This is a genomic window from Bifidobacterium goeldii (genome assembly GCF_003951095.1).
GTDB classification, from domain to species: Bacteria; Actinomycetota; Actinomycetes; order Actinomycetales; family Bifidobacteriaceae; genus Bifidobacterium; species Bifidobacterium goeldii.
In genome coordinates this window covers 229,377-243,113 of record NZ_QXGL01000002.1, presented here as the reverse complement: position 1 = coordinate 243,113, position 13,737 = coordinate 229,377, and the positions used below count along the sequence as shown (strand labels likewise).

Annotated in this window: 10 protein-coding genes; 7 read left to right on the top strand and 3 right to left on the bottom strand. The window is 56.9% G+C overall.

Translation table 11 applies throughout. The features are described from left to right. Positions 1-26 precede the first annotated feature (26 nt). Positions 27-884, bottom strand: a complete 858-nt coding sequence (locus D2E25_RS04630; RefSeq protein ID WP_125980262.1) for an AraC family transcriptional regulator — start codon at positions 882-884, stop codon at positions 27-29. 229 nt (positions 885-1,113) lie between these two features. On the opposite strand from D2E25_RS04630, the gene D2E25_RS04625 reads away from it, so the two are divergent. The 5 genes from D2E25_RS04625 to D2E25_RS04605 all read left to right on the top strand — a co-directional run bounded on the left by D2E25_RS04625 (position 1,114) and on the right by D2E25_RS04605 (position 8,450). Next, on the top strand, positions 1,114-4,461 hold the full coding sequence (locus tag D2E25_RS04625; protein ID WP_125980260.1) for a DUF5107 domain-containing protein: 3,348 nt from the start codon (positions 1,114-1,116) through the stop codon (positions 4,459-4,461). Between the two features lie 304 nt (positions 4,462-4,765). Then, positions 4,766-5,749, top strand: coding sequence for a ketopantoate reductase family protein (locus D2E25_RS04620; protein WP_125980257.1), 984 nt, complete (start codon positions 4,766-4,768; stop codon positions 5,747-5,749). A gap of 62 nt (positions 5,750-5,811) precedes the next feature. Next, positions 5,812-6,690: a MetQ/NlpA family ABC transporter substrate-binding protein gene (locus tag D2E25_RS04615; RefSeq protein ID WP_125980255.1), complete on the top strand. Its 879-nt coding sequence runs from the start codon at positions 5,812-5,814 to the stop codon at positions 6,688-6,690. 3 nt (positions 6,691-6,693) lie between these two features. Then, the gene (locus D2E25_RS04610) at positions 6,694-7,794 is read left to right on the top strand and encodes a methionine ABC transporter ATP-binding protein (RefSeq protein ID WP_125980252.1); all 1,101 of its coding nucleotides are present in this window, start codon (positions 6,694-6,696) and stop codon (positions 7,792-7,794) included. Further along, positions 7,791-8,450, top strand: coding sequence for a methionine ABC transporter permease (locus tag D2E25_RS04605; protein WP_125980249.1), 660 nt, complete (start codon positions 7,791-7,793; stop codon positions 8,448-8,450). Before D2E25_RS04610 ends, D2E25_RS04605 begins: the two co-directional genes overlap by 4 nt. 16 nt (positions 8,451-8,466) lie before the next feature. Here the strand turns inward: D2E25_RS04605 and D2E25_RS04600 are convergent, their stop codons facing one another. Further along, a complete protein-coding gene (locus tag D2E25_RS04600; RefSeq protein ID WP_125980247.1) occupies positions 8,467-8,835 on the bottom strand; it encodes a ribbon-helix-helix domain-containing protein in 369 nt (122 codons plus the stop codon). Continuing rightward, complete coding sequence (locus D2E25_RS10570) at positions 8,832-9,167, bottom strand: hypothetical protein (RefSeq protein WP_206430733.1); 336 nt, start codon at positions 9,165-9,167, stop codon at positions 8,832-8,834. The genes D2E25_RS04600 and D2E25_RS10570 overlap by 4 nt, the downstream gene beginning before the upstream one ends. A 369-nt stretch (positions 9,168-9,536) precedes the next feature. Here D2E25_RS10570 and D2E25_RS04590 point away from each other — a divergent pair, with 369 nt between their 5' ends. Together D2E25_RS04590 and D2E25_RS04585 are read left to right on the top strand one after the other, a co-directional pair. After that, the gene (locus tag D2E25_RS04590) at positions 9,537-10,874 is read left to right on the top strand and encodes an ABC transporter substrate-binding protein (RefSeq protein ID WP_125980244.1); all 1,338 of its coding nucleotides are present in this window, start codon (positions 9,537-9,539) and stop codon (positions 10,872-10,874) included. 179 nt (positions 10,875-11,053) lie between these two features. After that, a complete protein-coding gene (locus tag D2E25_RS04585; protein WP_125980242.1) occupies positions 11,054-13,411 on the top strand; it encodes a beta-galactosidase in 2,358 nt (785 codons plus the stop codon). Positions 13,412-13,737 lie beyond the last annotated feature (326 nt).

The window sequence follows — 13,737 nt, the reverse complement described above, 5'->3', positions numbered from 1 at the left end:
TGTCATATGCTGGTGTTGCTTTCCCCCTACTGAATCTCGCTGCGCTTGCGAAATTCGATGGGGGAAACGCCGTTGCGACGCTTGAACGCGGCGCAAAAGGCGCTGGTGTCAGCGAAGCCGCACTCCTCGCACAGCTGCTTTAAGGGAATGTCTGAATTAATGAGCATGTATTTCGCGGCATGCATGCGCGCGTCGACGATATACGCGTGTGGCGTGTAGCCAGTCTCGCGCTTAAAGACGCGAATGAAATGGTATTCGCTCATGTACGCGCGCGCTGCCAGCTCTTCGATCGGCAGTGGGTCGGCCAGATGGTTGGCGATGTAAGTGAGCACGTCCTCGATCGCATGCGGCTGACGCTGCGCCGACGTGTTACTCTCGGTGGCAGTCATCGCGAATTCGGTAAGGATATCGGTGATGTATTTCGACATGCGCGGCTCGGAGATGCGCGAGCCGGCGTGGAACGTCTCGAAGATACCAGTCAGGCGTGTGACTGCGTAGTTTGCTTCCTTGAGCGAGATTACTGTGCCAAGTTTGCTATGAATCAGCTCAAAGTACGGTCGCGCTTGCAATCCGTCAAAATGCATCCACAGCACTTCGCTGTCGATGTTAGTGCTGTATGAGTGGTGCTTATAGCAATCTAACAATACAAAATCACCTTTAGTGGCTCGTTGTGCCCCTTCATCAGTCACTACGTCAAAGGCTCCACGGCGTATATACATCAGCAGAAAACTGTCAAATGACGTTCGTTCCTGACGATATCCAGACTCATATTGAAACAGCCCAGCGCGCAGCGGGTAGAGGAATGTTTGCAACGCTGTGCGGCTCGGTGTGTAGATGTAAAAATCCGATCCTTCATTGCGAATACCATGCTCGGCAGGTTTCATTATTGCTCCTGTTCCGCGGTGAATCAGATGTCAATTAGATGGTAATTATCGTAGCACGCATACCAACATCACTCATGCGCAATTTTTTTATATTCGTGAGCAGGAAAACAACCGGTGAACCAGAAAATCGGCCGTAATCTGTAGGCAAATAATAAAAAGTTTGCAAGCTGCAGCGGCTCGAGATCGCCCGCCGCCGCACGTTCCAATGAGGGAAGCGAAGGAGCAGACCATGAGCGTCACCATCAGCGATACCGTCATCACGATCCCCACTTATGAGATCGGCGCGGCGGACAAGAACCCGGAGTTTATTGAAAAGCGCGTCTACCAGGGCAGCTCGGGTCGCGTCTACCCGTACCCGGTTATCGAAACCATCAGCGACGAGAAGCACGACAAGGCGTACAAGGCCGTCATCATCGAGAACGAATATCTTGAAGTGACCGTACTGCCTGAACTCGGTGGCCGCATCCAGTACGCGAAGGATAAAACCAACAATTACGATTTCGTCTACCGCAACGACGTCATCAAGCCGGCGCTCGTAGGCCTGACTGGCCCGTGGATCTCCGGCGGTATTGAGTTCAACTGGCCGCAGCACCACCGCCCGACCACGTACCTGCCGGTTGACTACAAGATCGAAGACCTGCCCGACGGTGGCAAGGCCGTGTTGTGCCACGACACCGACCAGATGTACGGTACGCAGGTCGTCACCAAGATCGCGCTGCACCCCGGCAAGGCGTACATCGAGATCACCGCTCAGCTGTACAACGGCACCGCGCTGCCGCAGACCTTCCTGTGGTGGGCCAACCCGGCTGTGCCGGTTAACGAGCACACCAAGACTGTGATGCCGCCGGACGTGACCGCCGTGATGGACCACGGCAAGCGCGACGTCTCCCGTTACCCGATCGCCACCGGAACGTATTACAAGCACGACTATTCCGAGGGCGTTGACATCGGCCGCTACAAGAACGTGCCGGTTCCGACCAGCTACATGGCTGCGCATTCCGACTACAACTTTGTCGGCGGCTACGACTTCGGTGTCGGCGCGGGCATCCTGCACGTGGCCGACCACCACGTGAGCCCCGGTAAGAAGCAGTGGACGTGGGGCAACGGCGACTTCGGCCGCGCGTGGGACCGCAACCTCACCGACGCGAACGGGCCTTATGTGGAGCTGATGACCGGCGTATTCACCGACAATCAGCCTGATTTCACGTGGCTCAAGCCGTACGAGGGCAAGACTTTCACGCAGTACTTCATGCCGTACAAGGGCGTGGGGCAGGTCAAGAACGCGTCCATTAATGCCGCTGTGAACCTGGAAATCGGCCCGGAAGACACGTTCGGTGCGGCTGGTGAAACCGAAGGCATCGAGGCACAGGGCCTGACTGCCGGCCAGGGCCGTGTCACCGTGTACGCAACCAGCGTGTACGAGAACGCGCACGTCACCGTCACCGACGATCGCACCGGCGCTGTGCTGTACGAATACCATGGCACGATCAGCCCGAACGACATCGTCCGTGCAGAATTCTCCGTCGGCGATGCGGCTGCTACCGATATCACCGCAACCGTTACGGATGCTGCTGGCAAGGTGCTTATCGACTACACGCCGCAGCCCAAGAAGATCGAAAAACTGCCCGAGCCGGCTCGCGCCGCAGAGGCGCCTGCGGATATCGCCACCAACGAGGAGCTGTTCCTCGCCGCCACGCACCTCGAGCAGTACCGTCACGCCACCTACATGCCCGACCCGTACTATCTCGAAGGCTTGAAGCGTGATCCGGGCGACGCGCGTATCAACAACGCGTATGGTCGACTGCTGCTGCGCCGCGGTGACTTCAAGGGCGCTGAACAGCACTTCCGTGCCGCTATCAAGCGCCTCACTAAGCACAACACGCAGCCGTACGATTCCGAGCCGCACTACAACCTCGGCCTCGCGCTGTTCTTCGAAGGTAACTACGACAAGGCGTTCGACGCGTTCTACAAGGCCACGTGGGATGACACGCAGAAGGAGCGCGCGTTCTTCTACATGGCCGCGATCGCCGCGCGCCGCGGAGATTTCGCCGACGCGCTCGAATACGTGAACACCGCACTCACCCGCAACACGATGAACATCAAGGCTCGCGCACTGCGCGCCTACGTGCTGCGCAAGCTCGGACGTGCTTCCGAGGCTGCCGACGCGCTCGCCGAAAACCTGAAGATCGACCAGTTCGACTTCGTGTCTGGTAATGAGCGCGTGATCGCTGGCGCTGACCCGGCGGAGCTGGCCGGTCTCATGCGCGGCTTCCACGAGAACTACCTGCAGGCCGCGCGCGATTATGCGCTGTTTGGCGCCTACGAGGAGGCGCTCGCATTGCTGGCTGAAGCTGACCAGTCGAAGCCGATGGTCAAGTACTACGAGGGACTGTATCTAGAGCGTCTCGGCCGCGCCGACGAGGCCCGCGCCGCCTTCGAGGCTGCCGAAGCCGCGCCAAGCGACTACTGCTTCCCGAACAAGCTCGAAGATATCGCCGCGCTCGAAGCCGCGATCGAGACCGTGAACGGCGCCAAGGCTCCGTACTACTTGGGCTGCCTGTTCTACGACAAGACGCTTGCCGACCGTGCGATTGCCCTGTGGAAATCCAGCCGCGACCTCGACCCGAGCTTCCCGACTGTACACCGCAACCTTGCGCTCGCCTACTACAACAAGCGCGGCGACGCTGCGGCAGCCAAGACTGAGATCGAGCAGGCGTACGCGCTCGACGAGTCGGATGCGCGTGTATTTCTTGAGATGGACCAGCTGCACCGCAAGATCGGCTGGAGCTACGAGCAGCGCCTCGAGGAGTTCGAGAAGCATCTCGACGTGGTAGCCGAACGCGACGATCTGACCATCGAATATCTGACCGTGCTCAACCTCACTGGCCATTACGCGAAGGCTTACGAGCTGATGAGCCAGCGCCGCTTCCACCCGTGGGAGGGCGGCGAAGGCAAGATCACCGCGCAGTACCGCATCGCGCTCACCCTGCTCGCCAAGGACGCGATGGCCGCCGGCGATTGGGAGCGCGCTAAGGAACTGCTGGTGAAGACGCTCGCCTACCCGGAGAACCTCGGCGAAGGCAAGCTCGAAGGCCAGAAAGACAACGATATTCACTACTGGCTGGGCGTGGTCGAGCGTGCACTCGGCGACGAGAACGCAGCCCGCGCCGAATTCCGCCAGGCGACGATCGGCCCCGACGAGGTGAAGGGCGCGATGTACTACAACGACCAGCCCGCCGAAATGATCCTCTTCCAGGGTCTCGCCCACAAGGCGCTCGGCGAGGAGGGCCCGGCCAACGCTCGCTTCTACCGCCTGCTGGACTACGGCGAGCAGCACTTGGACGACATCGTGAAGATCGACTACTTCGCGGTCTCGCTGCCCGACTTCCTCATCTTCGACAACGACTACACGAAGATGAACCGCATCCACTGCCTGTACCTGATGGGCTTGGCGAACATCGGCACCGGCGATCAGCCGGCCGCGGCGAAGTTCCTAGGCGATGCGCTCGCACTTGACCCGAGCCACATCCAAGCGAACCTCTTCGCCGACGAGCTGAGCGCACGCCACCTGCTGTAAAGACACTACTTCAGCAGCATTCGAAGCCGACGTTTTTCGTAAGGAAGACGTCGGCTTTTTGGCATCAATATTGGCCATGAATCAGCCGTCATAACCAGCGTCTATATCGGCGCGCAATGTCTGAAAACGTTTGCAAATCCGCCGAAGCATAACCGCCGATAACCGGCCGCTATAACTACACCGCCCGCCGCACGCCAAAGTTCCGGTACAGTCATGGCAACGGGGAAGCGGTGGGGGCCGCGAGTTGGGAACATCCGGAAGCATCCGGGAACATCTCCCCGTTACTCAAGAGAGAGGGGGACAGATGAAATACGCGGTAATCGGCGCGGGCGGCATGGGCGTGCAGTACGGTGTGCTCTTGCAAGAACTCGCTGGCAAGCAGGTTGATTTCATTGACGCATGGGATGCCAACATTGCGGCAATTCGTCAACAAGGCGGCGTCTACGTGTCGCAGGATGGGCAAAACCGTCATCTGGTGCCAATCCGCGTATGGCATCCAGAAGAATATGACGGGCGCCCAGACGCGTGGATTGTTTTCTTGAAACAGCATCAGCTGGATGACATGCTACGTCGGTGTGCGCACCTGTTCCACAATGATCAGATTGTATTCAGTGCGATGAACGGCTACGGGCATTTTGAAAAACTCGCAGCATACTTCGCGCCGGAACGCATCTACGGCGGAACAGCGCTAATTGGCGCATACGTATACGGTCCAGGTGACGTCAACTTCACCGGTGGTGCACATGCCAAAGCCATGAACATGTGCGCTTACGATGGCCACGATGCTACCGGCGACGCTCGCGAACGCGAACTGTACGACGATTTTGCCGCCGCAACGCTCAACCCGACCATAGTCGACGATTTTCAAGGCATGTGCCTAGCGAAAATCGTATTCAACTCGGTACTCAACACGCTGTGCACCATGTATCGTATTCGCTTTGGTGAATTCGCAGCGCACCCATCATCGCGATGGATGACTGAGCGACTCGTTGATGAAGCGTACACGGCAGCTGAGCGAGCCGGCATCACATTACTGGGCACGCGCGAAAGCGAAGTCGCAACAATCCTGCACACTGCGGGCGTGGCACACCCGCTGCACTATCCGTCGATGTACCAAGATTTAACCCGCTGCCGGCCGACCGAAGTGGACTATATTAACGGCTATTTGGCTCGGCTCGGCCGCGAACACGGTTACGAATGTGCGCTGCATGAATTCCTCACGCAGGAGCTGCATCTGGCCGAACGCGCCTACGCGATCCACCATCCCGAACTAGCGTCAGCTGCTTAATCGCAGATACACACATATCAACCATTCAAAAAAGACATGACAAACAAAGAGAAGGGATTATCATGTCAATTTTCAACAACCGCACCATCATCACTCATATCAAGCGCATCACTGCGGCTGCCGCGGCGGTCACTGCGCTCGTCTCACTCGCCGCATGCGGCAACGCGAACGCGAGCACTGATCTCAACGCGGCGCCAGACAAAAACTCGCCCGTGAGCATCACCGTAGGCGTATGCCCGGGGCCGTACGGCGACATGGTCACCAAAGTCATCGCGCCGCTGCTCAAAGATGATGGCTACAATCTGACCACCAAACTCTTCAACGATTACGTGCAACCGAATAAGGCGCTTGCCTCCGGTAGCATTCAGGCCGATCTATTCCAGCACGGCAATTATTTGAAGAAGTTCACCGCTGATAACAATCTTGATCTCACTTCGCTTGGGCAAGTGCCCACACTTGGCCTCGGTATCTATTCCAATACGTACGATTCCGTGGATGCAATTCAGGACGGTGCAACGGTGGCTATCGCCAGTGATGGCAGTAATCTTGCCCGCTCGCTTGGTGTGCTCGAACAGCAAGGGTTGGTGACGCTTAAGGGCGATGTTGACGCCACAAAGGCCACGGTTAACGATATCGCCGATAATCCTAAGCACTTGGTGATTAAAACCATTGAAGCAGCCCAGTTGGCTCGCGCGCTCGACAGTGTTGACGTAAGCCTAGTGCCGGGCAACTTCGCGTGGGCGGCAGGGCTCAAGCCGGCTGAGGCAATCGCCACCGAACAGCAGGACGACGGCGTGATTAATGTGTTCGTAGTTAACACCAAGGATGCCAACGGTGACTTCGCCACCAAGGTCAAGGACCTGCTGGTGAGCGACGAATTCAAGCAAGCAATTGCAGACAGTGAGTTTGCTGATTTCGGCAAGCCGAGCGCTTGGAAGTAGGCTATGAGCGTTATTACATTGGACGACGTATCCGTCGTGTTTCATGAAGGCAAGCGGACGATTCAGGCCGTCAACAACGTGAATCTCACCGTGAACCAAGGAGAGATCTTCGGCATAGTCGGCTTCTCCGGTGCTGGTAAAAGCACGCTCGTGCGCACGATCAACCTACTCGAAAGGCCAACGAGCGGTCGCGTACTACTCGACGGCCGCGATATCACACAGGCGCGCGGGCGTGAACTGCGCGATATTCGTAAACGTATCGGATTCATCTTCCAATCATTCAACCTGATCGGCAATGTCACGGTTGAAGAGAACATCATATTCGCCTTGAGGGCCGGCGGCTGGCCGCGCGCTGAATGGAAACAGCGAGTGAGCGAGCTGCTAGCCCTCGTCGGGCTCGAATCTAAGGCGAGCAGCTACCCCTCTAGTCTTTCCGGCGGTCAGCGTCAGCGCGTTTCTATTGCTCGCGCGCTCGCTAACAAGCCGGAAATCCTCCTGTGTGATGAGGCGACGAGTGCGCTTGACTTAGAAACAGCGGGGGAGATTCTTGACTTACTGCGCCGCATCAACCATGAACTTGGTATCACTATTGTGTTCATTACGCATCAGCTTGACGTGGCGAAAAGCATTTTTGATCGTGTGGCGGTAATGGAACATGGGCGTATTGTCGAGCAAGGTAATACGTTTGACCTGTTTGGCGACCCGCAACATCCTACGACTCGCGCACTTGTGGAACGCTATCTTGGAGTCGGGCTTCCGGCGCAGCTTGTGCCTGACTTGCCGGCGGGTGACTTGATTGAACTGCGCTATAAAGGCGATTCTGCGCTCGAGCCGCTTATCAGCCAAGTGGCACGCACGTGGAATGTATCAGTGAACGTGCTGCACGCGAACGTTGAGTATTTTGGCACGCAGGCAATCGGCACGCTCGTAGTGTCCGTGGACGGAACAGATGAAGCGCGGCAGAACGCGCTTCGTGCGCTGCAAGACAACGTCTTTTCCTACCGGGAGTTGGATCGGGCGGCGCTCGCTGCTGCTGCGGAGCGTGACGCGGAGCGGGTCGTGCCGGTGACGCAGACGCCTACCAATGAAGGAGAACGCCGATGAACACTACACTTGATATCCTGCGTACCAATCTCGGCAAAGCGCTTGCCGACACCGCATATATGGTGATTGTTGCCACGATAATCGGCGTGGTGCTCGGCACATTAATTGCATTACTGCTGTATATCACCGAAAACCGTTTATTTACGCCAAATCGCGTGGTGAACGTGGTTGTTGGTTTCGTGGTGAATGCAATTCGCTCGCTGCCGTTTCTCATCCTTATGGTGGTGCTTATCCCCGTAGTGCAATTGTTGATTGGCGATCCATACACGCCAACCGGCGGTGCGATATCGCTATCAATCGCAGCGGTGCCGTTCTTCGCGCGCGTTGCGGAGAGCGCGTTCAGTGAAGTTGATCCTGGTCTACTTGAAGCGGCGGTTTCCACGGGCGCGCCCATCACGCAGATTATCGCCGGCGCAGTGTTTCCGCAGGTGTTGCCGTCATTTATTCGTGGTGTAGTGTTGACAATCATTTCGCTGATCGGCTACTCGGCGATGGTTGGCACGATTGGCGCCGGCGGCATTGGCGACATGGCGATTCAATACGGCTACAACCGGTATGAAACCGGCGTTTTGGCCGTTATTGTGGTCATATTAATCGTGCTCGTGCAGCTGATTCAATGGTTTGGAGATGCTCTCGCTCGTCGTGTGACTCACTGACTGTGCTGCAAATGGGTTATGCCAGTGCTTTATCTATGAGCTCGTTAATTGCCTCATCATGAGTAAGTCCGTGAACTTGGGCGTAAATGAGGATTCGCTGCTCGCGTGTGAGTCCTGATTGGGCGAGGCTGCTGCTGAGTGCTTGCCGAGTGTATTCGCTTGGGGAGACCTTTTTGGCATGTGCTGCGGCTTCCACGAGTTTCCAGAGCTCGTTGGGAATGCGGATGGTGTGTGCCCGCATGTCTCCTTGGCTAGGGAATGGGTCGTCCTCTCTGGTGAGGACCGCATTCGGGAAGCCGTCTTCGGCCTCCTGCGCCCATCGTTCGACCATATCGTTGGTAATGGGCGTGCCATCTTCGGCAAGATATTCTCGTTGCGTTGTCATGCTTGTCTCCATTCTTTGAAAAATCCTTTAGTTAGATAGTTTGCATGAATGACCAATGGTGCTTGATCTGCGGTTTTGATGTAGACCAGCTCGATCGGTCTGCCTTGAAGATCGAGACCAATGGCCGCCCAGCGAGCTGGATCAGCATTGTGATCGCGGTATCGTATCCGTGCAGGGGCGATGCGGGTCGCGAAAGCGGATTCGATTTGCTCCTTCGTTAATTCATGCGCCATGAGTGCATGAGGGTGTATGTCGATTGTTTTCTTGGTTTGATTGTGATTGTACCATGATGTATGACGTTTGTCATACATTTCGTTCGGTGTGTGTTCCATGGAGAGCTCCTGATCTGTAAAGTTTCCGGTTGTGTTGTTTCATGACTTTCGATCATGGGTTGTGTTGTGCTGTGCTTTTGTGACGTTTTAGGTTGGATGGATCGAAATATTAGAGAAGTTGACGATTGTGTCCATTGAAAAACGGGCAATGTGGTCGAAGCCTCAAGTTTTCGGCGTGTTTGTGGATAACTGACGGCGAGTGATACCTGCGTGTGGTATCGCGGTGTACCAAAAGCAATTTTTCAATATCGCAGAGCAAGAATTACACCGGTGTACCAGCAAACAGCACGTAGCATAATAATCAAGCCCATTGAGGCAAAGGCGCTTCCCAATGACGGGACGGGCCGGAGGATATTAAGGAGACAGATCATGAAGCATTCCGTGAAGGCGATCGCCGCGGTAGCATCCGCCGCTATGCTGATTCCGCTGGCGGCCTGCGGCTCCAGCAGCAACACCTCGTCGAACACCGCAACCACTAACAAGGACGACATTTCCGGCAACATCACCGTATGGGGCTGGGGTGAAGGCATGGATGAGCTCGTCAAGGGCTTCGAAAAGGCATACCCGAACGTCAAGGTGAAGTACTCCAGCACCGGTACCGCATCCGACACCGCCACCGCACTGCAGAACGCAGTCGCCGCCGGCAACGGTATCCCGGACGTGTGCATGCTGCAGGGCACCGACGTCGCACAGTTCGCCATCGGCAACAGCATCGACGATCTCTCCGCATACGGTGCTGACAAGCTCGCCGACGAATACTCCGCAGGCGCATGGGGCAAGCTGCAAATCAACGACAAACCCTACGGTATGCCGATCGATTCAGGCCCAATGGTCTTCTTCTACAACAAGGCAATCTTCGAGAAGGCCGGCATTACCGAAGCTCCGAAGACGTGGGATGAGTACTACGAGGACGCGAAGAAGATCCACGCTCTCGGCGACGAATACTACATCACCAACAACTCCGGCAACACCGATAGCTACTCTGAGTTCAACGCCATGCTGTGGCAGGCCGGCGCCAACCCAGTCACCGTGGATGGTGAGAACCTGACCATCGACTTCACCGACAAGAACGCTGACAAGGCCATCGAACTGCAGCAGAAGCTCATCGACGAAGGCTTGGTCAACACTTCTATCGGCAACTGGACCGACGATTGGAACCGCTCCCTGAACGACGGTACCACCGCCTCCCTCGCCATCGGCGCTTGGATGCCGATCAACCTGGAGAATGGCGCTCCGGACCAGAAGGGCAACTGGGTGGCCGCCCCAATGCCGCAGTGGGATGCTGACAACCCGGTGGGTGCTGAAGATGGTGGCTCTGCGCTGACCATCCCGACCAAGGGTGATAACAACAACAAGGCTGCCGCTTGGGCATTCGTCAACTACGAGACCCACGGCGACGGCGCACAGATCATGGCCGACACCGGCACCTTCCCGGCACTCAAGAAGATCCTCGAATCCGATGACTTCCAGAACAAGACCGACGACTACTTCGGCGGCCAGCAGGTCAACAAGGTCCTCTCTGAAGCTGCTGATCTCGACGTGACCGCCTACACCTTCCTGCCATTCAGCGCCCACGCGCAGGCTGTCTACGGCGACTACATCGCCCCCGCCTACCAGGGCAAGACCACGCTGAAGGATGCGCTCGCCTCCTACCAGAAGGCTCTTGTCGAATACGGCACCAATCAGGGCTACACCGTCAACAAGTAGCCGCAACTGAACTTCCCGCTGAGCTGCGATCGCGGTTGCGCACGATTGCACTATCAGCGGGGTTCAACCCAAACCCTTCCTTCCTTGGGTTTACGTGAGGCGCGGGCGGCAATGCTGTCCGCGCCTCACGCGCGTATACACCACACACCAAGCTCAGTCATACCAACAAAGGAACGCTGATGACCGCGCACACTGTTGCAATCAACACTGATCCCGCATCGTTCAAGGGGATTCCCGAACGCTACTACGGTGCCGCCACGGACCCGCAAGGCCACGAGATTCGCTTTACGAACTACTTCATGACGTTGGACGGCAAACCGCGGTTTATGGTGATGGGTGAGTTCGAGTTCTCTCGCGTTGAAGCATGGCAGTGGGAGGATGAGCTCATCAAACTCAAAATGATGGGCGTGAACGTTATCTCCTTCTACGTGTACTGGATTCACCACGAGGAGAAACGCGGACAGTGGGATTTCACTGGCCAACGCGATTTGCGCCGTTTTGTGCAACTGTGTGCAAAGCATGGATTGTGGTGTGTGGCGCGTATTGGGCCGTTTGTGCATTCCGAGACGCGCAATGGTGGCTTGCCTGATTGGCTGTACGGCCAGCCGTTCGAAGTGCGCGAAAACGATCCCGAGTTCTTAAAGGTCGTAGACGATTACTACGCGCACGTCGGCCGCCAGTTGCGTGGGCTTATGTACAAAGACGGCGGGCCGATTATCGCCACGCAACTTGACAATGAGTATGAGCATTCGTCCGCTCCGTGGGAGTGCACGACGGGCGCTGCGAACGAGTGGGTGAACACCGGTTCCAGTGGTGTTGCCTACATTAACGCGCTTAAAAAACTCGCGCTGAAGCACGGCTTTGATACACCGTTCTACACGGCGACCGCGTGGGGCGATGCCGTGACCGGTGACAGTGCGGTCCCGCTGTGGGGTGGCTACCCGTACCGCCCATGGCTGTTCTACGGCCCGAACAGCGGTGAACACCCAGCCACGCTCGAATACCAGTACCAGAACTTCCATTCGAGCACCGACATGGCCGCATCCATGTACGACATGTTCGATACGAATTACAAGCCCGAAGACTACCCATACGCGTGCTGCGAGATGGGCGGCGGCATGTTCTGCTCGTACGATTATCGCTTTATTCTGCCGATGAAATCAGTGGACGCGATGGCAAACATCAAAACTGCGTCCGGTTGCAATTTCCTCGGCTACTACATCATCAAAGGTGGCACCAACCCCAAGCGTGACGGCGGCTTTACCAACGAAGGCCAGTGCCCGAAAATCCAGTATGATTTCCAGGCGCCACTCGGCGAGTTTGCACAAACCCGCGAATCATATGATCGTTTGAAAGCGTTGCACATGTTTGCGCACAGCTTCGAAAGCGAACTCGTGCCAATGCTGCCAATGCTGCCCGCCGGCCAGAATCGCATCGACCCGAAAGACACGCAGTCGCTGCGTTGGAGCGTACGCGCGAGCGGCCACAGCGGCTTCGTATTCATCGACAATTTCCAAGACCATGTTGATATGCCAGCGCGCAGCGGAGAGACCATTCGTATCGAATTCTCCGATGGCGCCGAGCCGGTAACCTTCAACAATATCGGCATTGCTGCAAACGAAAACTGCGTACTGCCATTCAATATGAACATGGGCAGCGCGCGACTCATCTCAGCCACCGCACAGCCGGTAACGCGCATCGCTACCGTAGGCGGCGCGCAAGCGTACGTATTCCTCAAGCCTGAAGGCATGCCGGACGTGCGTTTTGCATTTGAGCCAGGAGTAGTGACCTCGCAGGGCAGCAACGAGTACTGTTGCGACCCGGCAGCGAGTATTGAACGATTCTCGATAACGGGCGGCACAACGGTGATTGTGCTCGACCGCGCGCATGCTGACAAACTGTTCGTTGTAGACCGCCCTGACGGCGCTCAAGCGCTGATTATCGCGCAGGGAGCCATAATCCCCGACGACAACGGTTTGCGTTTCGAAACCACTGAAGCTGCGAGTGACGTGCTGGCATGGCCTGCGGATGCGCTCGCCGGCAGCGGCATGGAGCCCGACCGTATTGAAAATAGTGGTTTTGGCGTGTACGCCGTTGGTGGCGCGCGTGACTCGAGCGTTACCGGCAGCACGGCCGCGACTCTTGATACGCGCGTGGAGCTGGTGCGCCGTTCGAAGACGCGCTGGACTGTATCGGTTTCGCCATCGCTGATCGCTGCGCTGGAAAGCGGCCGTATTAAGAACGCGTGGTTGGATGTGGATTATGTTGGCGATGTTGGCCAAGCGTTCTTCGACGGTGACATGATTCACGACAATTTTGCGAACGGTGCTGTCTGGCAGATCGGCTTGCATGAGTTCACACGCCAGCTGGCTGCCGGCCCGCTCACGCTGTACATTACGCCGATCAAAGAAGGTGTGACGGTCGACGTGAACTCGCCAATGGCCGCACGCAGTGAATCTGCCGAAAAGGAGACCAGCGAGATCCTTTCCGTCGGCATCACCCCCGTCTACGAATACACCCTCAAGCGCTGGCGCTGAGCGACAATCTTATTTGTCTTTGTCTCACGCTGATTGTGGTGACGCTCCCCCAGTCGCGCTACGCGCGCCAGCCCCCTCAGCCAAGGGGGCTAGGGAGGAATACAACTATCAAACTTCACGTACACATGGATGTGGCAACTTGGCCCCCTCGGCTGAGGGGGCTGTCAGCGTAGCTGACTGGGGGAGCGTCACCACAATCAACGTGATTACACGTCATGCACGGTGCATGATTCTTTCCGTGCCGTGCCCTAATGCAAAGACTTCTTATGACCTTGAGCTGTACGCTTATTGTGTGCGCTTGAGTGTGCGTGGTTGAATGGTGTGCT

Bases quoted from the DNA above. Each gene is read 5' to 3' on its own strand.
- D2E25_RS04585 (WP_125980242.1), top strand. From the start codon at position 11,054: ATGACCGCGCACACTGTTGCAATCAACACTGATCCCGCATCGTTCAAG.
- D2E25_RS10570 (WP_206430733.1), bottom strand. From the start codon at position 9,167: ATGGAACACACACCGAACGAAATGTATGACAAACGTCATACATCATGG.
- D2E25_RS04620 (WP_125980257.1), top strand. From the start codon at position 4,766: ATGAAATACGCGGTAATCGGCGCGGGCGGCATGGGCGTGCAGTACGGT.
- D2E25_RS04630 (WP_125980262.1), bottom strand. From the start codon at position 884: ATGAAACCTGCCGAGCATGGTATTCGCAATGAAGGATCGGATTTTTAC.
- D2E25_RS04600 (WP_125980247.1), bottom strand. From the start codon at position 8,835: ATGACAACGCAACGAGAATATCTTGCCGAAGATGGCACGCCCATTACC.
- D2E25_RS04625 (WP_125980260.1), top strand. From the start codon at position 1,114: ATGAGCGTCACCATCAGCGATACCGTCATCACGATCCCCACTTATGAG.
- D2E25_RS04590 (WP_125980244.1), top strand. From the start codon at position 9,537: ATGAAGCATTCCGTGAAGGCGATCGCCGCGGTAGCATCCGCCGCTATG.
- D2E25_RS04610 (WP_125980252.1), top strand. From the start codon at position 6,694: ATGAGCGTTATTACATTGGACGACGTATCCGTCGTGTTTCATGAAGGC.
- D2E25_RS04615 (WP_125980255.1), top strand. From the start codon at position 5,812: ATGTCAATTTTCAACAACCGCACCATCATCACTCATATCAAGCGCATC.
- D2E25_RS04605 (WP_125980249.1), top strand. From the start codon at position 7,791: ATGAACACTACACTTGATATCCTGCGTACCAATCTCGGCAAAGCGCTT.